Annotated in this window: 15 protein-coding genes; 10 read left to right on the forward strand and 5 right to left on the reverse strand. The window is 54.1% G+C overall.

Features of this window, described 5'->3' with window-relative positions; translation table 11 throughout:
* Positions 1-45: 45 nt before the first annotated feature.
* A complete protein-coding gene (gene fumA, locus JOE25_RS18065; protein WP_209637505.1) occupies positions 46-1692 on the forward strand; it encodes a class I fumarate hydratase FumA in 1647 nt (548 codons plus the stop codon).
* Between the two features lie 171 nt (positions 1693-1863).
* Complete coding sequence (locus tag JOE25_RS18070) at positions 1864-2730, forward strand: helix-turn-helix domain-containing protein (protein WP_209637507.1); 867 nt, start codon at positions 1864-1866, stop codon at positions 2728-2730.
* Here the strand turns inward: JOE25_RS18070 and JOE25_RS18075 are convergent.
* Positions 2654-3706, reverse strand: a complete 1053-nt coding sequence (locus JOE25_RS18075) for an XdhC family protein (RefSeq protein WP_209637510.1) — start codon at positions 3704-3706, stop codon at positions 2654-2656. The two genes, JOE25_RS18070 and JOE25_RS18075, sit on opposite strands and share 77 nt — an antisense overlap.
* Before the next feature lie 7 nt (positions 3707-3713).
* Positions 3714-4298: a nucleotidyltransferase family protein gene (locus tag JOE25_RS18080; RefSeq protein ID WP_209637512.1), complete on the reverse strand. Its 585-nt coding sequence runs from the start codon at positions 4296-4298 to the stop codon at positions 3714-3716.
* A 205-nt stretch (positions 4299-4503) separates the two neighbouring features.
* Here JOE25_RS18080 and JOE25_RS18085 point away from each other — a divergent pair, with 205 nt between their 5' ends.
* The 3 genes from JOE25_RS18085 to JOE25_RS18095 are packed head-to-tail and all read left to right on the forward strand — an operon-like array spanning position 4504 to position 9079.
* Positions 4504-7293, forward strand: a complete 2790-nt coding sequence (locus JOE25_RS18085) for a molybdopterin cofactor-binding domain-containing protein (RefSeq protein ID WP_209637514.1) — start codon at positions 4504-4506, stop codon at positions 7291-7293.
* The gene (locus tag JOE25_RS18090; protein ID WP_209637516.1) at positions 7290-7844 is read left to right on the forward strand and encodes a (2Fe-2S)-binding protein; all 555 of its coding nucleotides are present in this window, start codon (positions 7290-7292) and stop codon (positions 7842-7844) included. The genes JOE25_RS18085 and JOE25_RS18090 overlap by 4 nt, the downstream gene beginning before the upstream one ends.
* Positions 7841-9079: a cytochrome c gene (locus JOE25_RS18095; RefSeq protein WP_209637517.1), complete on the forward strand. Its 1239-nt coding sequence runs from the start codon at positions 7841-7843 to the stop codon at positions 9077-9079. The genes JOE25_RS18090 and JOE25_RS18095 overlap by 4 nt, the downstream gene beginning before the upstream one ends.
* 67 nt (positions 9080-9146) lie before the next feature.
* Here JOE25_RS18095 and JOE25_RS18100 read toward each other — a convergent pair whose 3' ends face one another.
* Positions 9147-10526, reverse strand: coding sequence for an amino acid permease (locus tag JOE25_RS18100; protein ID WP_209637520.1), 1380 nt, complete (start codon positions 10524-10526; stop codon positions 9147-9149).
* 633 nt (positions 10527-11159) lie between these two features.
* On the opposite strand from JOE25_RS18100, the gene pdhR reads away from it, so the two are divergent.
* From pdhR to lpdA, 4 genes are all read left to right on the forward strand, one after another.
* Positions 11160-11924, forward strand: a complete 765-nt coding sequence (pdhR, locus tag JOE25_RS18105) for a pyruvate dehydrogenase complex transcriptional repressor PdhR (RefSeq protein WP_020828585.1) — start codon at positions 11160-11162, stop codon at positions 11922-11924.
* Between the two features lie 166 nt (positions 11925-12090).
* The gene (aceE, locus tag JOE25_RS18110; protein ID WP_061807927.1) at positions 12091-14754 is read left to right on the forward strand and encodes a pyruvate dehydrogenase (acetyl-transferring), homodimeric type; all 2664 of its coding nucleotides are present in this window, start codon (positions 12091-12093) and stop codon (positions 14752-14754) included.
* A gap of 13 nt (positions 14755-14767) precedes the next feature.
* On the forward strand, positions 14768-16651 hold the full coding sequence (aceF, locus tag JOE25_RS18115; protein WP_209637522.1) for a pyruvate dehydrogenase complex dihydrolipoyllysine-residue acetyltransferase: 1884 nt from the start codon (positions 14768-14770) through the stop codon (positions 16649-16651).
* A 356-nt stretch (positions 16652-17007) separates the two neighbouring features.
* Positions 17008-18432, forward strand: a complete 1425-nt coding sequence (gene lpdA / locus JOE25_RS18120; protein ID WP_012146711.1) for a dihydrolipoyl dehydrogenase — start codon at positions 17008-17010, stop codon at positions 18430-18432.
* Positions 18433-18530: 98 nt separating this feature from the next.
* Here lpdA and JOE25_RS26690 read toward each other — a convergent pair whose 3' ends face one another.
* Entirely contained in the window at positions 18531-18653 is a 123-nt protein-coding gene (locus JOE25_RS26690) for a hypothetical protein (RefSeq protein ID WP_265556824.1), read from the reverse strand.
* 734 nt (positions 18654-19387) lie between these two features.
* Here JOE25_RS26690 and acnB point away from each other — a divergent pair.
* Positions 19388-21985 (forward strand): bifunctional aconitate hydratase 2/2-methylisocitrate dehydratase, encoded by a 2598-nt coding sequence (gene acnB, locus JOE25_RS18125; protein ID WP_209637524.1) that lies wholly within the window; start codon positions 19388-19390, stop codon positions 21983-21985.
* Positions 21986-22092: 107 nt separating this feature from the next.
* Here the strand turns inward: acnB and JOE25_RS18130 are convergent, their stop codons facing one another.
* A complete protein-coding gene (locus JOE25_RS18130) occupies positions 22093-22383 on the reverse strand; it encodes a hypothetical protein (RefSeq protein ID WP_245209966.1) in 291 nt (96 codons plus the stop codon).
* Positions 22384-22494 lie beyond the last annotated feature (111 nt).

The raw sequence follows: 22494 nt of genomic DNA on the forward strand, positions 1-22494 counted from the left end.
AGTAAGTGTGAATTTAACGCAGCTGATGTTGCAAGTGAGAGATCAATGTCGAATAAACCGTTCCATTATCAAGATCCGTTCCCGCTGAAGAAAGACGATACCGAATACTATCTGTTGAGCCGCGATCACGTTTCCGTGAGCGAGTTTGAAGGCCAGGAAGTCCTGAAAGTAGCCCCCGAAGCGTTAACCCTCCTTGCTCAACATGCGTTCCATGACGCCTCATTCATGCTGCGCCCAGCGCACCAGCAGCAGGTTGCCGATATTCTCAAAGATCCGGACGCCAGCGAAAACGACAAGTACGTTGCGCTGCAATTTCTGCGTAACTCAGAAATCGCCGCCAAGGGTATTTTACCGACCTGTCAGGACACCGGGACGGCCATTATCGTCGGCAAAAAGGGCCAACGTGTCTGGACTGGCGGTGGTGATGAAGCCGCATTGTCACGCGGGGTGTATAACACCTTTATTGAAGACAACCTGCGTTATTCGCAAAACGCCGCGCTGGATATGTACAACGAGGTCAACACCGGCAGCAACCTGCCAGCGCAGATTGATCTCTACAGCGTCGACGGTGAAGAATATAAATTCCTGTGCATCGCCAAGGGCGGTGGTTCAGCCAACAAAACCTATCTTTACCAAGAAACCAAAGCGCTGCTGTCACCGGGCAAGTTGAAGGACTATTTGGTTGAGAAAATGCGCACGTTGGGTACCGCGGCTTGCCCGCCTTATCACGTCGCGTTTGTTATCGGCGGGACGTCTGCCGAGGCAACGTTGAAAACCGTGAAGCTGGCGTCCACCAAGTACTACGACGGGCTACCGACCGAAGGTAACGAACACGGCCAGGCGTTCCGCGATGTGGCGTTGGAAGCCGAATTGCTGAAAGAAGCGCAGAACCTCGGGTTAGGCGCCCAGTTTGGTGGCAAATACTTTGCGCACGACATCCGCGTGGTACGTCTGCCGCGTCATGGCGCATCCTGCCCGGTGGGCATGGGGGTTTCCTGTTCCGCGGACCGTAATATCAAAGGCAAGATCAACCGTGACGGCATCTGGCTGGAGAAACTGGAGCATAACCCGGGCAAGTTTATTCCACAGGAACTGCGTCAGGCCGGGGAAGGTGAGGCGATTAAAATCGATCTTAACCGCCCAATGGCCGAGATCCTCAAACAGCTGTCGCAATACCCGGTATCCACCCGTTTGTCACTGAGTGGCACCATTATCGTGGGCCGTGATATTGCACACGCCAAATTGAAAGAGCGCCTGGACAAGGGTGAAGGCTTGCCGCAGTACGTGAAGGATCACCCGATTTACTATGCTGGCCCGGCCAAAACGCCGGACGGCTACGCATCGGGTTCGCTGGGGCCGACAACCGCTGGGCGTATGGACTCGTACGTTGATCTGCTGCAGTCCCACGGTGGCAGTATGATTATGCTGGCGAAAGGTAACCGTAGCCAACAGGTGACCGACGCTTGTAACAAGCACGGTGGCTTCTATCTCGGCAGTATCGGTGGCCCAGCAGCGGTATTGGCGCAGCAGAGCATCAAGAGCCTGACCTGTGTCGAATACCCGGAGTTGGGGATGGAAGCGATCTGGAAAATCGAAGTGGAAGATTTCCCGGCGTTTATTCTGGTCGATGATAAAGGCAATGACTTCTTCCAGAAGATCCAGGCCGGCCAATGTTCACGCTGCGTGAAATAACCCCCCTCTAAAGACCTACCGCCCGACGCCGGGCGGTAGGTTTCCTGCTTGTGGGGTTCATGTGTAAAGTCCTGTAGCCTGCTGGACGCCACCTTTTAACCTGTATAACCTACGCGCTAAGCAGTATCACTCGCGTAAAGGCATATTTGGAATAGAAGGTTCGGCAAACACATGGAAACGCAGGAAAATCATATCAGGGAGTTGCTGGTCTGGATTGAAGACAACCTGACTAACCCACTGTCATTGGATATCGTTTCTGCCAAATCAGGCTACTCGAAATGGTATCTGCAGCGAATGTTCAAAACGCAAACCAACCTGTCGCTGGCCTCCTATATTCGCGCTCGTCGTTTGTATCTTGCCGCCTTCGCCTTACGTTTCACACGCAAAAGCATTCTTGATATTTCAATTGAATATCAATTTGATAACCAACAGACTTTCTCTCGTTGCTTCAAGAAGCACTTTGCTGAATCCCCCAGTGTTTACCGCCATGCCCGCAAGCAGGATTTCAGCCATTTGGTGCGTTCATTGTCGGTCAGTCAACCGGGTGACATCCAAGTGGACTGCATCAAGGTCGCCAAAGGCCAGTATGCGATCCGAGGCAAAAGTTATACTTACCATCTGGACATTGCCGATCTGGATAAATCGCATCTGCATATCCGCAGTAAGCTCAGAGAGAGATTCTATGCGTCGGTGGCTAGTCGGCCGGCGTTGACCTATGCACTCACCGAGTTTATTCCGGATGGTGAACAGGTCAGGGTCGAGTATGTTCTCGGTGTTGCAGCGGACTACCCCGTCAGCGAGGATGCAGGTCTTGAGCCGCTGCCTGAAATTTACGGCGATTATTGCCGATTTTTCTACTCCGGCAAGCCTGTTGCCTTGCACGATCATGTCGTACAAATCTATACCCAGGCATTACCGGAGCTCGGCCTGGCCCGTCGTGAAGGGCCAGACATTACGATGTTCAACTATTCGCTGAATGAGCAGGAGGAGCTGCATCTTGAGCTCCAGCATCTGGTGCCAGTGACGCCCCTGGGCTGAGTGACCGAACGTCAGGCGTGCGGTTTTTTTGTTGCACAATATCGGCCATTACCGCCAGCGCAATTTCCGCCGGGGTTTTACTGCCGAGCGGCAGACCGATCGGGGCATGTATACGCTCCAATTCTTGTGGGCTGAACTCGGCAATTTGCTGCAGACGCTGGCGGCGTCGCGCACTGTTACGCAATGAACCCATGGCACCAATGTAAAAGGCGGGGGTGTGAATCGCTTCCATCAGCGTCAGGTCGTCCATGCGCGGATCGTGCGTTAGCGCCACAATCGCGGTATTGGCATGACAGCCGCCATCTTCAATAAATTTGGCCGGGAACTGGCGCAACAAGGTGACGTTGGGTCTGAGCTGCGCGGCAAAATTATCCAGCGCATCTGGGCGGTTTTCACAGACCAGCACTTCAAAACCCAATGAACTGGCGAAGTCGGCGCAATACAGGGCCACGCTGGATAACCCGGCGATCAGTAAACGCGGGGCTGCAGCGATATGCAAAGTGATGTGCGGGCCACGGCGCTCGACTTGGGTGGCGCTGGCAAAATCGGTCAGTGTCAGGCCGTTGCAAGCATCAGGTAAGGTCAGTCGTTTAATCAACGCGTGGTGCCCGTTGAGAGCACCGGCAATGGTAGTCAGATAGTCAATACTCTCATCACCGGCCGGTAAGTATTCAATCAACACTTCCAACACGCCGCCACAGGGCAGCGCGACGTTCGGTTCCAGTCCCCCTTCGCCGTAGCGGATCACCTGGCTGGCCGCCTGATACTCTCCAGCCGCCACACGCCGAAGAAAATCCTCTTCCACACAGCCGCCTGACAGCGAACCGCAATAATGTCCATCTTGGGTTGCCGCCAGTAATGCTCCCGGCGAGCGTGGCGAGGAGCCATAAGTATTCAGTACGGTGCACAGCCACACCGGTTGCTGTTTCAGCCAGTTTATCGCCTGGCTGACCACGCTGATATCGAGATGTTGCATAGATGATTTACTCGCTGACGGGGAGCTGCGACGGAAGATCAATATCCTGCACGACAGCGGGTTGTTCAACAGGAAGCAGATGCACCGGTTGCCCTTTAACTAGCTCTCGTGCCCCATTATCACCACGCAATTGGCACAGTTGTTTGCGCAATAGAGCGGAAAAACCGACCGGATGACCCGGTTGCTGCTGGAAAATGGGGCGAACAATGGCGTGTTGCTGCAGGGCGCTGGCCACCCGTTGGAAAACGGTGGGTGTAACGAACGGCATATCCGCCAAATGTATCAACCAGCCCTGCCAGTGGGGCGTTGCATTAACGCCCGCGGCGATGGAATCGCCAAGACCCGGGCTGGCGAGCAGCGTGGTCGCAACCTGATAAGTGGCGCAGATCTGTTGTACTTGCACGTTATCCGGTCGCGTGACTACCCATACCGGCAGGCCAGAAGCCAGTGCCTGACGCAGCGTTTGTTCAAACAGCGAGCGTTGTTGACCCGCACCATCCACAAACGCAGCATTTAATTTATTGCCTTCGCCACCGGCCTGGGAGAAACGTTCTCCACGTCCGGCGGCTGCGATCAGTATGCCTGCTGTCATTTTCCACGCCCGAATTTGCGCAACTTTTTATTACCTTACTAAAATTATGTGTTTTTGAGATGTATTTTTGTTGAAAACAACATGTTAATCATCACATAATTTTGGTTATAAGCATATGCTTATGACGTCTACGGCAAGGTCGTCAGCGTTTGCGCAACAACACCGCTGAATACAAAAATACAATAAAGATACGAAGGACTTTTTTATGAGCAATTTCAACCCGTCGCGGCGTCGCTTTATCAAAAGCGCCGTGATAGCGGGGGTATCCGTATACCTCGCGCCATTGTACAGCCGCGCCTATGCCGCACTGTTTGAGCAAAAAATACTCCAGTCCCCGAACTGGGATGCCCATGAAAAGCGTATACGCTTCCGTATTGATGGTCGCGCTAAAGTGATGGGGCAAAAAGTGTTCGCGCGTGACATCCGTGCGGTCGACATGCCGCATTGGCCGCAGCAGCAGGCACATGCCTTCGTTCTACGTGTGACCAAGGCCGACAGGCTGTTTGCGGGGATCGATCTCTCATTGCTGGGGGACGACTTACAACCAGACAGACTGGTAACGGCGGAGGATTTGGCCCGTGACGGCCTGGCGTTCCCAGCCTTCTACGGCGATGACATGCTGTTGCCCGTCGGCAAAACCCCAGCCTATCTCGGCCAAGCCGTGGCCATCCTGATTTATCATGATTTCGCGTGTTTCCGCTTTGCAAAAGACAAGCTGAAATTCCGTGAGGAAACCCTGAAATACGGGGCGGAAACCGGCCCGCTGCAGCGTGATCCCTGGGGGACATTCCGTTATGTGCGCGTTGGCGGAGATAAACCGTTTGACGACGATCGCTTCTCCAGCCTGAAAGACACGCCGATTTTCCCTGTATCGATGAAGAAACACCTGCCAGTTTGGCCAGAAGGCCGTGAAGGCGGCAAGCTGGATCAGGAAGGCATGTATTACGCCGGTATGATCGCCAATGAGCTGCAAACCCTGCCGGAAGACTGGCTGGTAATGTCGCGGCGCTACACGACGCAGTCAGTGGATACCTCTGCGCTGGAGCCGGACAACGCGAACGGTTGGTTCGACCCAGCGACCCAGACTTTGCATCTGGTGATACCTACCCAGTCACCGCAGGAAGTGGCAGATGAAATGCCGCGCATGCTGGCTAAGCATAATCCGCCGGTGAAACAGCTGATTCTGCACCCATGCTACACCGTTGGTTACGGTTCGAAAGATCACTATAACTTCCCGTACTACGGGGCGGTGGCGGCAATGTACGGTGACGGGCGTCCTGTACGCTTGGCCAATGACCGTTTTGAACAGTTCCAGACCGCGCTCAAACGCCACGCTTTCGACATGAATTACCGTATTGCGGTGAATCGGCACACCGGCGTGCTGCAGTCATTCCACGGCGAGATGACGGCAGACGGCGGCGGTCGTAGCAATTTTACGCCATCGGTAGTCATGGTGGCGGCAACCGCGGCGCAGTCGATCTACTACTTCCCGAAAAGCGATTTGTCTGCGGTGGGGTTAGCCTCACGTGCGATAGACGCAGGATCGGCACGTGGCTATGGCACGCTGCAAAGCATGGCTGCCACCGAAATGATGGTGGATGAGCTGGCTGCCGAGCTGAAGATTGACCCGATCGAGTTCCGTTTGCGCAACGTGCTGAAATCCGGCATGAAAAATACCCAGGGTGCGATTCCTGCCGGGGCCATTCGTGCCGATGAAGTGCTGGAAAAGGCCGCCAAGCATGAGATGTGGTTGCAACGTGCTCAGCGTAAGGCGGAATTTGAGAGCCAGCACCCAGGCAAACGTTTTGGCGTTGGCTTCGGTTGCGTGCAAAAAGACTTCGGTACCGGTGCCGAGACTTCGTTCGCCCGTGTTGAACTGGCGGAAGATGGGCGCATCATGCTGCATCACAGCGGTGCGGAGATGGGGACCGGGATGTCGACTTCGCAGTCGGTGCTGTGTGCTCAGTGGCTGGGCAAACCGGCAGATGAGGCGCACTTCTCGGTGACCGATTGGTCTGTGTTGCCAATGGTCACCAGCGGCGATCCTTATATCATGTCACAGGCCGATCAGGATCGGTTGCAAGCCAACCCAGTCTGGACACCAAGCTACTGTTCGCCGTCCAGTGCCAGCAACTCGGCATATTACTTCTCACACAGCACACGCGAAGCTGCACGGTTGATATTCGACCATGGTCTGTGGCCGGCGGCGATGGCCATTTGGCAATCCGGCATCGGCGGTGGCCAGGCTGCCCCCTTGGTGGTGCGCAGAGAAGACGCACGTTGGGTGGAAGGCGGGTTGACCGCTGCGGGTATGGAGGTGCTGAGCCTGGAACTGTTGGCGAAAAAAGCCTACCAGATGGGCGGCATCACCGGTGCGGCGGTGCACGTGTTCAACCGTTGGCAGTGGGCGGAAGCGGACTTCACCCTGGGCGGCAAGAGTGAACGTCTACCGATTGACGGGCTGGCGGTACGCAATGCCAACGGTGAGTTCAAGACGCTGGCGCGCAACCAGGTCTATTACCCACCGACTCAGCGCAATAACGCTGCGGTGACGTATTACAGTGCCGTCGGAACACTGGCGGAAGTGGCGGTGGATATCGCAACCGGCCAGGTGGAACTGTTGAACCACCATTCCATCATGGAGTGCGGCAACCTGATTGTGCCGGAACTGGTTTCTGGCCAATTGCAGGGTGGGTTGGCGATGGGTATCGGCCATGCGCTGCACGAATATTTACCGCTGTACGAAGACGGACCCGGTAACGGTACCTGGAACTTTAACCGTTATCACCTGCCGCGAGCCAGCGATGTGGCGGTCTGGAAACAGACTGATGACATCCTGCCCGCGCTGTCGGAAACCGATCCGCCAAAAGGTATGGCTGAAGTGGTGATGATCCCAGTGGTTGCCGCACTGGTCAACGCTATCGCCGACGCTACCGGCCATCGTTTCCGTGATTTGCCCGTTCGTGCAGAAAATATTCGTGAGGTATTACAATGAGCATTAAAACCCAGCCAATTTCCCTGACCATCAACGACAAGCAGTACGGCCCTATCGACGTGCCGGAAGGGCTGATGATGATCGATTTCCTGCATGAATATCTCGACCTGACCGGCTCACGCCTTGGCTGCGGGCAGGGGATTTGTCACGCCTGTGTGGCGATTGTCGATCATCCGAGCGGCACCAGTGAGGAAGTGCGTACCTGCATCACCGGCGCACATTTCTTCAGCGGCAAGAAAGTGCGCACGGTCGAAGGTCACGCCAAGGTGGATGAACAAGGCGAGGTCGTCGAGCTTTCCCCTATTCAGCAGGCTTTCCTGGAGCATTACAGCTTCCAGTGTGGCTACTGCACGCCGGGCTTTGTCAACGCTGCCACCATTTTCGTGGAAAAACTTAAGCGTGAACCGATAGCCCGCGAGCAACTGGAAAGCGCTATTGAACAGGCGCTGGACAGCCATATCTGCCGCTGTACGGGCTATGTGCGCTATTACGAAGCCGTACGTGATGTGGTGCTGAAAACCCCAGGTCTGGTGAAGGAGACTGCGCAATGAAGAAACGTCTCGCGCTGTTGATCCTGCTGGTGGTGATTGTCATCATTGCCGTGCTGTGGTGGCGTGAAAACCGCCATTATGATGGCCCTGTGCAGCAGGTGACGGCCAGTACTGAACAGGTTGCCCGTGGTCGTTATCTGGCTCAGGCTGCCGACTGTGCCGCCTGCCACACCGCCAGTGGCGGTGCGCCAATGGCTGGCGGTTATCCCCTTGATACGCCATTTGGCACGATCTACGGCAGTAACCTGACACCTTCTGCCGACCAAGGTATTGGCCGCTGGACCAAAGACGACTTCTTCCTGGCGCTGACTCAGGGTGTGGCACCCGGCGGGCGTCATCTGTATCCGGCGATGCCTTATACCTCGTATAAAGGCATGTCGCGCCAAGATGCCGATGATATCTATGCTTACCTGATGACTCGCCCGGCGGTAGATGTCGCCATTCCAGAAAACGCCATGCCATTCCCGTTCAATCAACGCATGGCGTTGATTGGCTGGAATCTACTGTTCCGCAGCCAGGATCCGCTGCCGGCCAGCTCGCAGGGTGATTCAGCCCAGTGGCAGCGCGGTCGCTATCTGGCGGATACGCTGGGTCACTGTGGCGAATGTCACACGCCGCGCGGCTTGCTGGGGCAGATGGATCTCGGCAAACCGATGCAGGGCGGTGATTTGGGGCGCTTTATGGCACCGGACATTACGCCGCATGGGTTGGCACAACGCGGTTGGACGCCGGACGATCTGAGCCGCTTCCTCGCGACCGGTATAGCACCGCAGGGTTCCGCTTTCAGCGAGATGCATATGGTGGTCGATCTCAGCACGCGTCACCTGACGCCGGAAGATCATCAGGCGTTGGCGACCTATCTGATGGGTGAGCAACCGCCGGCAGCAGTACCGGTCAAAATCGGCCAGGGTAGCGATGCCGGACGCATCAGCTATCTGGATCAGTGCTCGGGTTGCCATGCGCGTGAAGGCGAGGGTAAACCGCACGTGGCGGTGGCGATGCGCGATAACGCCACGCTGCGCCAACCGGACGCAAAAAACCTGATTGTCTCGGTACTGGACGGTTTGCCGGCGCAGCAATTCCCTAACGATGAAAGTATGCAAAGCATGCCAGCCTTTGGCGACCGGCTGGATGATGCGCAGGTGGCGGAACTGGTGAACTATCTGCGTGTGACCTGGGGCGGATTACCGGCGGATGTGACTGCCGAACAGGTGAAAGCCTTGCGTCATAAATAGGTTGAGTTAAGCTAAAAAAATGGCCCGCAGACGATCAATCTGCGGGCCATTTTGTTTTGGGAAAAGCTTATCCGCGGTGGGTTGCGCTTACTGCGCGCTGGCTACGCTGCTTGACGGCGTAACCGATGGCCAGTACCGCTACCCAAACGGGGATCAGCAACACCGAGATTTGAATCCCCGGCGTCAGGTACATGATCACCAGAATGCCGGCCATGAACACCAGGCACAGGTAGTTGCTGAACGGATACCAGAAGGCTTTGAACTTTGGTTCTACGCCTTCACGGTTCTTGGCTGCACGGAACTTCAGGTGTGCCAGGCTGATCATCGCCCAGTTAATCACCAGTGCCGATACCACCAACGCCATCAGCAGTTCGAAGGCGCGGCCAGGGATCAGATAGTTAATCAGCACACAGAATGCCGTGGCCGTTGCGGAGACGGCAATCGCAATGACGGGCACGCCGCGGCCATCGACCTTCAGCAAACTCTTCGGACCATTACCCTGTTTAGCCAAGCCGTACAGCATGCGGCTGTTACAGTAAACACAGCTGTTGTACACCGACAGCGCGGCGGTCAACACCACGACGTTCAGTACCGTTGCCACCAGGTTGCTGTTCAGTGCATGGAAGATAAGTACGAACGGACTGCCGCCTTCAACCACTTTCCCCCACGGGTACAGTGACAGCAGGATTGCCAGTGAACCGATATAGAACAGCAGGATACGGTAGATGACCTGGTTGGTCGCTTTAGGAATGCTTTTCTGTGGGTTGTCTGCTTCCGCTGCGGTGATGCCGACTAGTTCCAGCCCGCCGAACGAGAACATGATCACCGCCATTGCCATCACCAGCCCCATGATGCCGTTCGGGAAGAACCCGCCCTGAGCCCACAGGTTGGTCACGGTGGCCTCTGGGCCCCCCATGCCGCTAAACAGCAAATAGGCGCCGAACACGATCATGCCGATAATCGCCACGACCTTGATAATGGCGAACCAGAATTCCATTTCGCCATACACCTTCACGTTTGCCAGGTTGATGGCGTTAATGGCCAGGAAGAACACTGCCGCAGACACCCAGGTTGGGATCTCGGGCCACCAGTACTGCACATAGATACCAACCGCGGTCAGTTCCGCCATGGCAACCAAAACGTACAGCACCCAGTAGTTCCAGCCGGAAGCAAAACCGGCGAAGTTGCCCCAGTATTTGTAGGCAAAGTGACTAAAGGAACCGGCAACCGGCTCTTCCACCACCATTTCACCCAGTTGGCGCATGATCAGAAATGCGATAAAGCCGCCAATGGCATAGCCGAGAATAACCGATGGACCGGCCATCTTTATTGTTTGCGCGATACCGAGAAATAGCCCGGTACCAATCGCGCCCCCTAAAGCAATAAGCTGAATATGGCGGTTTTTCAGGCCGCGTTTCAGCTGGTCGCCATGCTGTTGACCATCCATTAATGAAACCCTCTGTCGTTGCAGAATTACTCACATGCTGTAAAGCAGTGGTTACGATGTGTGTTTTGTTTTATTTACGGCGTTATATCTATTAATTCCACGGAGCCGCTACCGTTTGGCAAAGAATAATGTTATGCGCTTCAGTTTGCACCTGCTTTATGTTGTGAGTGATTAAGATTTCAGCAGTTTAGGAAACAAAATGCGGGTTGTGTGACGGCAGGGGGGATTCAATGCATGAAATAAGCAATAACTCACATAATGCGCAAAAATAATTTAGATGGCGTGGGTTGTCGGTGGCGAAGTATTAACCGGTTAAATGGACCTTTTGCGATGCAAATAGGTATTCGTTAAAGCTTAATAAACATGCAGTAATATCCTGCCCTTGAGGCCTCAGTCTGCTGACTGGAAGGTTTCGCAAAAGTTAAATCAAGAACCTACCGCGTAAATGGTATTACCACGCGTGCGTTAGCGGTTTGCAGCAGGTCTGGAATTGAGGTGTTAAAATGTGCGGGTAACCTGATTTCGATCAAGGCCCATATGGACAGGAGGTGAATACTTTGTTACTTTACCGTCACGTTTTTGAAATTGGTATTACCAATTGACTCCGCGCCATTCGCAGAGAAGAATTCACCCATGGCCTACAGCAAAATCCGCCAACCCAAGTTGTCAGATGTGATTGAGCAGCAGCTCGAACACCTGATCCTCGAGGGTACACTGCGTCCAGGCGAGAAACTGCCACCGGAGCGCGAACTGGCGAAACAATTTGATGTTTCCCGTCCTTCTCTGAGAGAGGCCATCCAGCGCCTGGAAGCTAAAGGGCTGCTCCTGCGCCGTCAGGGCGGCGGCACCTTTGTACAAACTAATCTGTGGCAGAGCTTCAGCGATCCGCTGGCTGAACTGCTGGCCGACCATCCTGAATCGCAATTCGATCTGTTAGAAACTCGTCATGCCCTCGAAGGCATTGCTGCCTATTACGCGGCGTTGCGCGGGACCGACGAAGATCTGGCACGCATCCGCGATTGCCACATTGTGATTCAGCAGGCCCAGGAAAGCGGCGATCTTGACGCCGAAGCGGACGCGGTCATGCAGTACCAAATCGCCGTGACCGAAGCTGCCCATAACGTTGTGTTACTGCACCTGCTGCGCTGTATGGGGCCGATGCTGGAACAGAACGTACGTCAGAACTTTGAATTGCTCTACTCGCGCCGTGAGATGTTGGCAAAAGTGAGCAGCCACCGCGCCGGAATTTTTGAGGCGATAGTGGCACGCGAGCCGGAAAAGGCTCGTGAAGCCTCGCACCGCCATTTGGCGTTTATCGAGGAAATCTTGCTGGATCTCAGTCGGGAGCATACTCGACGCGAGAGATCGCTGCGGCGTCTCCAGCAACGCAAGGATTAAGAACGGTTCTCTTCAGGGTACACCAGCCTGTGGGGCTTACGTTCGAAGTGCTTAGTTAAGCATTTAAGCGGCAACTAAACTGATGGGCCTGTCTTCGTGTGTTTTGCCTCAGAACACAGGAAGACAGGCTCCAAAACAAACCATTAGACAGATAAGGAATACCACCATGTCAGAACGTTTAAACAATGACGTGGATCCGATCGAAACCCGCGACTGGCTGCAGGCGATCGAATCGGTCATCCGTGAAGAGGGTGTTGAGCGAGCTCAGTTTCTGATTGATCAGGTTCTGGGTGAAGCCCGTAAAGGCGGTGTTAGTGTTGCAGCCGGTGCTGCAGCTCACAACTACGTCAACACCATCGCGGTGGAAGACGAACCTGCTTACCCTGGTAACTTGGATCTTGAACGTCGTATCCGCAGCGCCATTCGCTGGAATGCGGTAATGACCGTTCTTCGTGCTTCCAAAAAAGATCTGGACCTGGGCGGCCACATGGCTTCCTTCCAGTCTTCTGCGACCTTCTATGAAGTCTGCTTCAACCACTTCTTCCGTGCACGCAACGAGCAAGATGGCGGCGATCTGGTTTACTTCCAGGGCCACATCTCTCCGGGCGTTTACGCACGTGCCTTCCTTGAAGGCCGCTTGACCGAAGACCAAATGAACAACTTCCGTCAGGAAGTTCACGGTAAAGGCTTGTCCTCTTACCCGCATCCAAAACTGATGCCTGAATTCTGGCAGTTCCCGACCGTTTCTATGGGTCTGGGTCCAATCAGCGCCATCTATCAAGCGAAGTTCCTGAAATATCTGGAACACCGTGGACTGAAAAATACCTCTGCTCAAACCGTTTACGCCTTCCTGGGCGATGGCGAGATGGACGAGCCAGAATCCAAGGGCGCGATCACTATCGCTACCCGTGAGAAGCTCGACAACCTGGTCTTCGTCATCAACTGTAACTTGCAGCGTCTGGATGGCCCGGTCACCGGTAACGGCAAGATCATCAATGAACTGGAAGGCATCTTCGCTGGCGCTGGCTGGCAGGTACTGAAAGTCATTTGGGGTGGTCGTTGGGACGAGCTGCTGCGTAAAGACACCAGCGGCAAGCTGATCCAACTGATGAACGAAACCCTGGACGGCGATTACCAGACCTTCAAATCCAAAGACGGCGCTTATGTCCGTGAGCACTTCTTCGGCCGCTTCCCAGAAACTGCTGCTCTGGTCAAAGACATGACCGACGACGAAATCTGGGCGCTGAACCGTGGTGGTCACGATCCGAAGAAAGTCTTTGCTGCACTGAAGAAAGCGCAGGACACCCAAGGCAAACCAACCGTTATCCTGGCCCATACCATCAAAGGTTACGGCATGGGTGAAACCGCGGAAGGTAAAAACATTGCTCACCAGGTGAAGAAAATGAACATGGAAGGGGTTCACCACTTCCGCGATCGTTTCAATGTGCCGGTTGCCGATGCTGACATCGAAAAACTGCCATACATCACCTTCGAGAAAGAGTCTGAAGAGTACAAATACCTGCACGAGCGCCGCCAGGCACTGAAAGGTTATGTACCGACCCGTCTGCCAGCGTTCACCCAGAAACTGGAAATGCCGGCACTGGAAGACTTCAGCTCACTGCTGGAAGAGCAGAACAAAGAAATCTCTACCACCATCGCCTTCGTGCGTGCCCTGAACGTGATGTTGAAGAACAAGTCGATCAAAGATCGCCTGGTTCCAATCATCGCCGACGAAGCGCGTACCTTTGGTATGGAAGGTCTGTTCCGTCAGATCGGTATCTACAGCCCGAACGGCCAGCAGTACACCCCGCAGGACCGTGAGCAGGTTGCTTACTACAAAGAAGACGAGAAAGGCCAGATCCTGCAGGAAGGCATCAACGAACTGGGCGCAGCATCTTCATGGCTGGCCGCAGCGACGTCCTACAGCACCAACGATCTGCCAATGATTCCGTTCTACATCTACTATTCGATGTTCGGTTTCCAGCGTATCGGTGACCTGTGCTGGGCAGCAGGCGACCAACAGGCTCGCGGCTTCCTGATCGGCGGTACTTCCGGTCGTACCACCCTGAACGGTGAAGGTCTGCAGCACGAAGACGGCCACAGCCACATCCAGTCCCTGACTATTCCTAACTGTATCTCTTACGATCCAGCTTACGCATACGAAGTGGCAGTGATCATGCACGACGGTCTGGTCCGCATGTACGGTGACGCGCAAGAAAACGTTTACTACTACATCACCACACTGAACGAAAACTACCACATGCCGGCAATGCCGCAGGGTGCAGAAGAAGGTATCCGTAAAGGTATCTACAAGCTGGACACTCTGGCAGGCAGCAAAGGTAAGGTTCAGTTGCTGGGTTCAGGTTCTATTCTGCGTCACGTACGTGATGCGGCGAAGATCCTGGCAGACGACTACGGTGTTGGCTCTGACATCTACAGCGTGACTTCCTTCACTGAACTGGCGCGTGACGGCCAGGATTGTGAGCGTTGGAACATGCTGCACCCAACCGAAACCCCACGCGTACCTTACATTGCTCAGGTGATGAACGATGCGCCAGCGGTTGCGTCTACCGACTACATGAAGCTGTTCGCAGAACAGGTTCGTACTTACGTTCCAGCCAGCGACTATCGCGTACTGGGTACTGACGGCTTCGGTCGTTCAGACAGCCGCGAAAACCTGCGCCACCACTTTGAAGTTGATGCTTCTTACGTTGTGGTTGCTGCACTGGGTGAACTGGCTAAACGCGGTGAAATCGAAGCTTCTGTGGTAGCTGATGCGATTAAGAAATTCGACATCAACCCAGAAAAAGTTAACCCGCGTCTGGCATAAGAGGTACTGAAGAATGTCTATCGAAATTAAAGTACCGGACATCGGTGCAGACGAAGTGGAAATCACCGAAATTCTGGTGAAGGTTGGCGATAAAGTTGAAGCAGAACAATCGCTGATCACCGTTGAAGGTGATAAAGCTTCCATGGAAGTCCCATCCCCGCAGGCGGGTGTGGTTAAAGAGATCAAGGTTTCCGTCGGTGATAAAACCGAAACGGGCAAACTGCTGATGATCTTTGAAGCTGAAGGCGCAGCGGCTGCTGCGCCAGCGGCCAAGGCGGAAGAAAAACCGGCAGCGGCTCCTGCTGCGCCGGCTGCCGCTGCAGCCAAAGACGTTGCGGTACCAGACATTGGTGCTGACGAAGTTGAAGTCACCGAGATCCTGGTGAAAGTGGGCGATAAGGTGGAAGCCGAGCAGTCCCTGATCACCGTTGAAGGCGACAAAGCGTCAATGGAAGTTCCGGCACCGTTCGCGGGCACCGTGAAAGAGATCAAGATCGCTACCGGCGACAAAGTCACCACCGGTTCCCTGATCATGGTATTCGAAGTGGCTGGCGCAGCATCTGCTGCGGCTCCAGCAGCGGCACAAGCACCGGCGGCTGCTGCGGCACCGGCTGCGTCTGCAGCTAAAGACGTTGCCGTACCGGACATCGGTGGCGACGAAGTAGAAGTGACCGAAGTGATGGTGAAAGTGGGCGACAAAGTTGCCGCTGAACAGTCACTGATCACCGTTGAAGGTGACAAGGCTTCTATGGAAGTGCCGGCACCGTTCGCAGGTACCGTAAAAGAAATCAAAATCAGCGCCGGTGACAAAGTGAAAACCGGTTCCCTGATCATGGTATTCGAAGTTGAAGGCGCTGCGCCTGCTGCTGCGGCACCTGCCCAGAAAGCAGAAGCTGCACCGGCTCCGGCTGCCAGCCCGGCACCTGCCGCGCAGGCTGCTCCAGCTGCCAAAGGCGAGTTCGCTGAGAACGACGCTTATGTGCATGCTACCCCGGTCATTCGCCGTCTGGCGCGTGAATTCGGCGTAAACCTGGCGAAAGTGAAAGGCACCGGTCGTAAAGGCCGTATCCTGCGCGAAGACGTTCAGGCTTACGTGAAAGACGCGGTTAAACGCGCAGAAGCGGCGCCAGCTGCTGCTGCCGGTGGCGGTCTGCCAGGTATGCTGCCTTGGCCGAAAGTGGACTTCAGCAAGTTCGGTGAGATTGAAGAAGTTGAACTGGGTCGCATTCAGAAAATCTCTGGTGCTAACCTGAGCCGTAACTGGGTGATGATCCCGCACGTTACGCACTTCGACAAAACAGACATCACCGATCTGGAAGCTTTCCGTAAGCAACAGAACGAAGAAGCGGCTAAACGCAAGCTGGATGTGAAGTTCACCCCTGTGGTGTTCATCATGAAAGCTGTTGCCGCTGCTCTGGAGCAGATGCCGCGCTTCAACAGTTCTCTGTCCGAAGATGGCCAGAAGCTGACGTTGAAGAAATACATCAACGTAGGTGTTGCGGTTGATACGCCAAACGGTCTGGTTGTGCCGGTATTCAAAGATGTGAACAAGAAGAGCATCACTGAACTGTCCCGCGAACTGATGGCTATCTCCAAGAAAGCACGTGACGGTAAGCTGACCGCAGGCGAAATGCAGGGCGGGTGTTTCACCATCTCTAGCCTGGGCGGTATCGGGACGACTCACTTCGCACCGATCGTGAATGCACCGGAAGTTGCTATCTTGGGCGTTTCCAAGTCTGCTATGGAACCGGTCTGGAACGGTAAAGAGTTCGTTCCGCGCCTGATGATGCCAATGTCGCTCTCCTTCGACCACCGTGTCATTGACGGTGCTGATGGTGCGCGCTTTATTACCATCATCAACAACATGCTGGCGGATATCCGCCGTATGGTTATGTGATAAAAAAAGGGCGCAGCATGCTGCGCCCTTACTACTTCAGTAGCAGTTTTGTCGGTTTTTGCATGACTCGACAAAATTGTTGAGACACGGGTCACTCGAACACGCTTTGCAGATTATTAACAATTCTGTAAACTGCTCGCGGTGTAAGCGTCCCGGTGGATGAAGGGCGTTATGAGATCGATTAATAACATACCTTAAATAATTGCAGTTGCATCAAGGCGGCAAGTGAGTGAATCCCGTCGAGCTTACGTCAGTAAGTGATTCGGGTGAATGAACCTAGCCAACGCAGAGGCAGCTTCGAGTATGACGGGTATAAATGACGTCTGACCCGCCGGACAATAAATTAAGAGGTCATGATGAGTACTGAAATTAAAACTCAGGTCGTGGTACTTGGGGCGGGCCCGGCAGGTTACTCTGCTGCCTTTCGTTGCGCTGACTTAGGTCTTGAAACCGTTCTGGTTGAACGTTATTCCACTCTGGGCGGTGTTTGCCTGAACGTGGGATGTATCCCTTCCAAAGCACTGTTGCACGTTGCCAAAGTGATCGAAGAAGCCAAAGCCTTGGCCGAACACGGCATCGTTTTCGGCGAGCCGAAAACTGACATCGACAAAGTGCGTGTTTGGAAAGAAAAAGTCATCAATCAGCTGACCGGCGGTCTGGCTGGTATGGCTAAAGGCCGTAAAGTGAAAGTGGTTAACGGCCTGGGCAAGTTCACCGGCGCTAACACCCTGGTTGTTGAAGGCGAAAATGGCCCAACGACTATCAACTTCGACAATGCCATCATTGCCGCAGGTTCTCGTCCGATCCAACTGCCATTCATTCCTCATGAAGATCCACGCGTGTGGGACTCTACCGATGCACTGGAACTGAAAACCGTCCCAGAGCGTCTGCTGGTCATGGGCGGCGGTATCATCGGCCTGGAAATGGGCACCGTATACCATGCGCTGGGTTCACAGATCGACGTAGTCGAAATGTTTGACCAGGTGATCCCGGCAGCGGATAAAGACGTGGTGAAAGTCTTCACCAAACGCATCAGCAAGCAGTTCAACCTGATGCTGGAAACCAAAGTGACCGCGGTAGAAGCCAAAGAAGACGGCATCTATGTCACGATGGAAGGTAAGAAAGCACCTGCAGAACCACAGCGTTACGACGCGGTGCTGGTTGCTATCGGTCGTGTACCGAACGGCAAGCTGTTGGAAGCGGGTAAAGCCGGTGTTGAAGTTGACGAACGTGGCTTCATCAACGTCGACAAACAACTGCGCACCAACGTGCCGCACATCTTCGCTATCGGTGACATCGTCGGTCAACCGATGCTGGCGCACAAAGGCGTGCATGAAGGCCACGTTGCCGCTGAAGTTATCGCCGGCATGAAACACTACTTCGACCCGAAAGTGATCCCATCAATCGCTTATACCGAGCCGGAAGTTGCATGGGTAGGTCTGACCGAGAAAGAAGCAAAAGAGAAAGGCATCAGCTACGAAACATCCACCTTCCCGTGGGCTGCTTCAGGCCGTGCTATCGCTTCTGATTGTGCTGACGGCATGACCAAACTGATCTTCGACAAAGAAACTCACCGTATCATCGGTGGTGCGATTGTCGGCACCAACGGCGGCGAGCTGCTGGGTGAGATCGGTCTGGCTATCGAGATGGGTTGTGACGCAGAAGACATCGCGCTGACTATCCATGCTCACCCAACCCTGCACGAATCCGTAGGCTTGGCAGCTGAGATCTACGAAGGCAGCATCACCGATCTGCCTAACCCGAAAGCCAAGAAGAAGTAATTCTGCTGGTTTGAAAGGGTAATAAGCGGCTCCTGCAAAGGGGCCGTTTTTTTATGGGCGGAATTCAGTAAAAGGCCGCTCAATGAGCGGCCAGTAGCTTACTTGTTCTGGAATATAACGTTCAGCGTCAGGTTGTTGCCGTTAACCGACCAACCCCCTTTGTTCACGCCAAACGCCGATCCCAGTACAATGAGCAGGATAAACATAGAACTCCCTTTCATTGCGCGATCCCTGTGGAACCACGACCACCGCGACTTCACCGGAAAAATCCCGGCGGAACAAGCGCTTTGTGGCGCTTGCATCGCAGTAGTTGCAGCACTGTTCTCAAGCCCGATGACCAGCTGCTAAACCGGCAGAACAGACCCGCATTAATAGTACGTTGAAATAAACTGTTGGACATTCTTTTTGTTGATTTTTTAATCGCTCTTGCGCACAATGTCCCTGCTTTGTGGCGCTTGTATCGTTCTTTAACGATGTAAGAAATCCGTGAGGTGCCTGCTAACACCGAACGGAACAAGAGAACCGCCTTCACCTAGGGCGGTTTTTTTGTGTCTTTCGCTCTCAACTTTCGATTTTTGCAACCATTAACCATTAACCATTGTAAGTGAGTGGGTATTGTGTTGTTCTCATCAGGCTGAATTATGATGTAGACGGAACCGTCCTACAGCCCCGGCTGGCAGGTGTAGCAGCCGATTACACTGCACTCAACGATTCAGCAAAGATTTAATGTTGCTTTTATGTGAACGAATTAACAACCAATTCAAATCCTGATATGCTGGCTGAGCGGAACCGGGCACTGTACTTACAGTCCAGGACATCGACAGCAGTGCCCCGTCAGGATCAATGGCATCAACACCGTGCGCTAAACCCGGTTTGAAGATATACCCTGTGGCTTAAAGGCGACGGGTACAAAACGCCAGGCACAATAAATGACAATGAGAGCGAGGAGAATGTCGTGCTAGAAGAATACCGTAAGCACGTAGCCGAGCGTGCTGCAGAGGGCATCGTCCCTAAGCCGTTAGACGCCACCCAAATGGCAGCGCTGGTTGAATCATTAAAGAATCCGCCAAAAGGCGAAGAAGAATTCCTGTTAGACCTGCTGATTAACCGTGTACCACCAGGCGTCGACGAAGCCGCCTATGTCAAAGCAGGTTTCCTGGCGGCCATCGCCAAAGGCGAAGCAACATCTCCCCTGATTACCCCAGAGAAAGCCATTGAACTGTTAGGCACCATGCAGGGTGGCTACAACATTCATCCGCTGATCGACGCGTTGGATAACGAAAAGCTGGCACCGATTGCTGCCAAAGCGTTGTCCCATACGCTGCTGATGTTTGACAACTTCTATGACGTAGAAGAAAAAGCTAAAGCGGGTAATCCGCACGCCAAGCAGATCATGCAGTCCTGGGCCGATGCCGAATGGTATCTGTCACGTCCAAAATTGGCAGAAAAACTCACCGTTACCGTGTTCAAAGTCACTGGTGAAACCAATACCGATGATCTGTCACCGGCGCCGGATGCCTGGTCTCGTCCAGATATCCCCTTGCACGCCTTGGCGATGCTGAAGAACGAACGTGAAGGTATCGTGCCAGATCAGCCGGGCAGCGTTGGCCCGATCAAGCAAATCGAACTGCTGAACAAAAAAGGCTTCCCTCTGGCCTATGTCGGTGACGTGGTCGGTACCGGTTCTTCCCGTAAATCGGCCACCAACTCGGTATTGTGGTTTATGGGTGACGACATCCCGTATGTGCCTAACAAGCGCGGCGGTGGTGTGGTACTGGGCGGTAAAATTGCGCCAATCTTCTTCAACACCATGGAAGATGCCGGTGCGCTGCCGATTGAAGTGGACGTGAATGACCTGAACATGGGTGACGTGATCGACGTCTATCCGTACAAAGGCGAAGTGCGTAACCATGAAACGGGCGAACTGATCGCGAATTTCGAACTGAAAACCGATGTGCTGCTTGATGAAGTGCGCGCCGGTGGCCGTATCCCGCTGATCATCGGCCGTGGCTTGACCACTAAAGCTCGTGAAGCGCTGGGCTTGCCGCACAGCGACGTGTTCCGTGTTGCCAAAGAAGTGGCAGCCAGCAACAAAGGCTTCTCACTGGCGCAGAAAATGGTTGGCCGCGCCTGTGGCGTTGCCGGCGTGCGTCCGGGTGAATATTGTGAACCTAAGATGACCTCTGTTGGTTCTCAGGACACCACCGGCCCGATGACCCGTGACGAGCTCAAAGATCTGGCCTGTCTGGGCTTCTCTGCCGATCTGGTGATGCAGTCCTTCTGTCACACGGCCGCGTACCCGAAACCGGTTGACGTGACCACGCACCACACGCTGCCAGACTTTATTATGAACCGTGGCGGTGTATCGCTGCGTCCAGGCGACGGTGTTATCCACTCCTGGTTGAACCGCATGCTGCTGCCGGATACTGTAGGTACCGGTGGTGACTCACATACCCGTTTCCCGATCGGTATTTCTTTCCCTGCGGGTTCTGGTCTGGTGGCCTTTGCTGCGGCGACCGGCGTTATGCCGTTGGATATGCCAGAATCCGTTCTGGTTCGCTTCAAAGGCAAAATGCAGCCGGGCATCACTTTACGTGACCTGGTACATGCTATCCCTTACTATGCGATCCAGCAGGGTCTGTTGACGGTGGAGAAAAAGGGCAAGAAGAACATTTTCTCCGGTCGTATCCTGGAAATTGAAGGCCTGCCGGATCTGAAAGTTGAGCAGGCATTTGAACTGACCGATGCTTCTGCTGAACGTTCTGCTGCCGGTTGTACCATCAAGCTGGATAAGGCGCCGATCCAAGAGTACCTGAACTCCAACATCGTGCTGCTGAAGTGGATGATCTCCGAAGGTTACGGCGATCGCCGTACGCTGGAGCGTCGTATCCAGGGCATGGAAAAATGGCTGGCGGATCCACAATTGATGGAAGGCGATGTGGACGCAGAATACGCCGCGGTGATCGACATCGATCTGGCCGAGATCACTCAGCCAATCCTGTGTGCACCAAACGATCCTGACGATGCGCGCCTGCTGTCCGACGTGGCCAACAGCAAGATCGATGAAGTGTTCATCGGCTCTTGCATGACCAACATTGGTCACTTCCGTGCTGCCGGTAAGCTGCTGGATCAGCACAAAGGTCAGCTGCCAACGCGTCTGTGGGTTGCTCCACCAACCAAGATGGATGCGGCTCAGTTGACCGAAGAAGGCTACTACAGCGTATTCGGCAAGAGCGGCGCGCGTATCGAGATCCCGGGCTGTTCACTGTGCATGGGTAACCAGGCGCGTGTGGCTGACGGTGCGACGGTGGTTTCCACTTCGACCCGTAACTTCCCGAACCGTCTGGGGACCGGCGCTAATGTCTATCTGGCGTCTGCAGAATTGGCTGCGGTTGCTTCGTTGCTGGGTCGTCTGCCAACGCCGGACGAGTATCAGACTTATATGGCGCAGGTCGACAAGACAGCGGCGGATACCTACCGTTATCTGAACTTTGACCAACTGGGCCAGTACACTGAAAAAGCTGACGGCGTGATTTTCCAAACCGCGGTTTAATTGAGTGATAGAGTCGTCATGTGAAGCGGGGGCCTATAAAGGCCCCCGTTTTTTATGGCAATCATGCCTGCTTGTTTTCATGCTCACAAAATGGGGTTACCCACTGTCTACTTTTTGAAGATTTCAACGTGGATGTCTTTATGGTCGCTTTCCTGGCCGGATGCACCGATAATTCGGTAGTAGCAATCTTTGCCGCTCAATCCGCTGAGTTCATTGCATTTTTGATCGACAGCGTTGGAGATGCCTTTATGTCCGACGGTTGGCACGCCGGTTTGTTGGATTGAGAGGTCGCCGAGTTTTGTATAGCTGGCAGAATCTTCAAGGGTGATCTGCTTGGCGGCAAAAGAAGACGCCGAGAAAATAATGCTCAGTGCAACGATTGGGATAATGTATTTCATGGCACACATCCTGATCTTGATGATAGATATGAAGGCGATGAAATCGCCTCTGGCCGATATTGAACTTTTATTAAAGCTCCATAATGTAAAAGCTAATCGATATTTGCAGAA

Origin of the sequence: Serratia sp. PL17, from assembly GCF_017832355.1 — a bacterium.
GTDB lineage: Bacteria > Pseudomonadota > Gammaproteobacteria > Enterobacterales > Enterobacteriaceae > Serratia.

Bases quoted from the DNA above. Each gene is read 5' to 3' on its own strand.
- JOE25_RS18070 (WP_209637507.1), top strand. From the start codon at position 1,864: ATGGAAACGCAGGAAAATCATATCAGGGAGTTGCTGGTCTGGATTGAA.
- JOE25_RS18130 (WP_245209966.1), bottom strand. From the start codon at position 22,383: ATGAAATACATTATCCCAATCGTTGCACTGAGCATTATTTTCTCGGCG.
- JOE25_RS18075 (WP_209637510.1), bottom strand. From the start codon at position 3,706: ATGCAACATCTCGATATCAGCGTGGTCAGCCAGGCGATAAACTGGCTG.
- JOE25_RS18085 (WP_209637514.1), top strand. From the start codon at position 4,504: ATGAGCAATTTCAACCCGTCGCGGCGTCGCTTTATCAAAAGCGCCGTG.
- JOE25_RS18090 (WP_209637516.1), top strand. From the start codon at position 7,290: ATGAGCATTAAAACCCAGCCAATTTCCCTGACCATCAACGACAAGCAG.
- lpdA (WP_012146711.1), top strand. From the start codon at position 17,008: ATGAGTACTGAAATTAAAACTCAGGTCGTGGTACTTGGGGCGGGCCCG.
- pdhR (WP_020828585.1), top strand. From the start codon at position 11,160: ATGGCCTACAGCAAAATCCGCCAACCCAAGTTGTCAGATGTGATTGAG.
- aceF (WP_209637522.1), top strand. From the start codon at position 14,768: ATGTCTATCGAAATTAAAGTACCGGACATCGGTGCAGACGAAGTGGAA.
- JOE25_RS18100 (WP_209637520.1), bottom strand. From the start codon at position 10,526: ATGGATGGTCAACAGCATGGCGACCAGCTGAAACGCGGCCTGAAAAAC.
- JOE25_RS18095 (WP_209637517.1), top strand. From the start codon at position 7,841: ATGAAGAAACGTCTCGCGCTGTTGATCCTGCTGGTGGTGATTGTCATC.
- aceE (WP_061807927.1), top strand. From the start codon at position 12,091: ATGTCAGAACGTTTAAACAATGACGTGGATCCGATCGAAACCCGCGAC.
- JOE25_RS26690 (WP_265556824.1), bottom strand. From the start codon at position 18,653: ATGAAAGGGAGTTCTATGTTTATCCTGCTCATTGTACTGGGATCGGCG.
- JOE25_RS18080 (WP_209637512.1), bottom strand. From the start codon at position 4,298: ATGACAGCAGGCATACTGATCGCAGCCGCCGGACGTGGAGAACGTTTC.
- fumA (WP_209637505.1), top strand. From the start codon at position 46: ATGTCGAATAAACCGTTCCATTATCAAGATCCGTTCCCGCTGAAGAAA.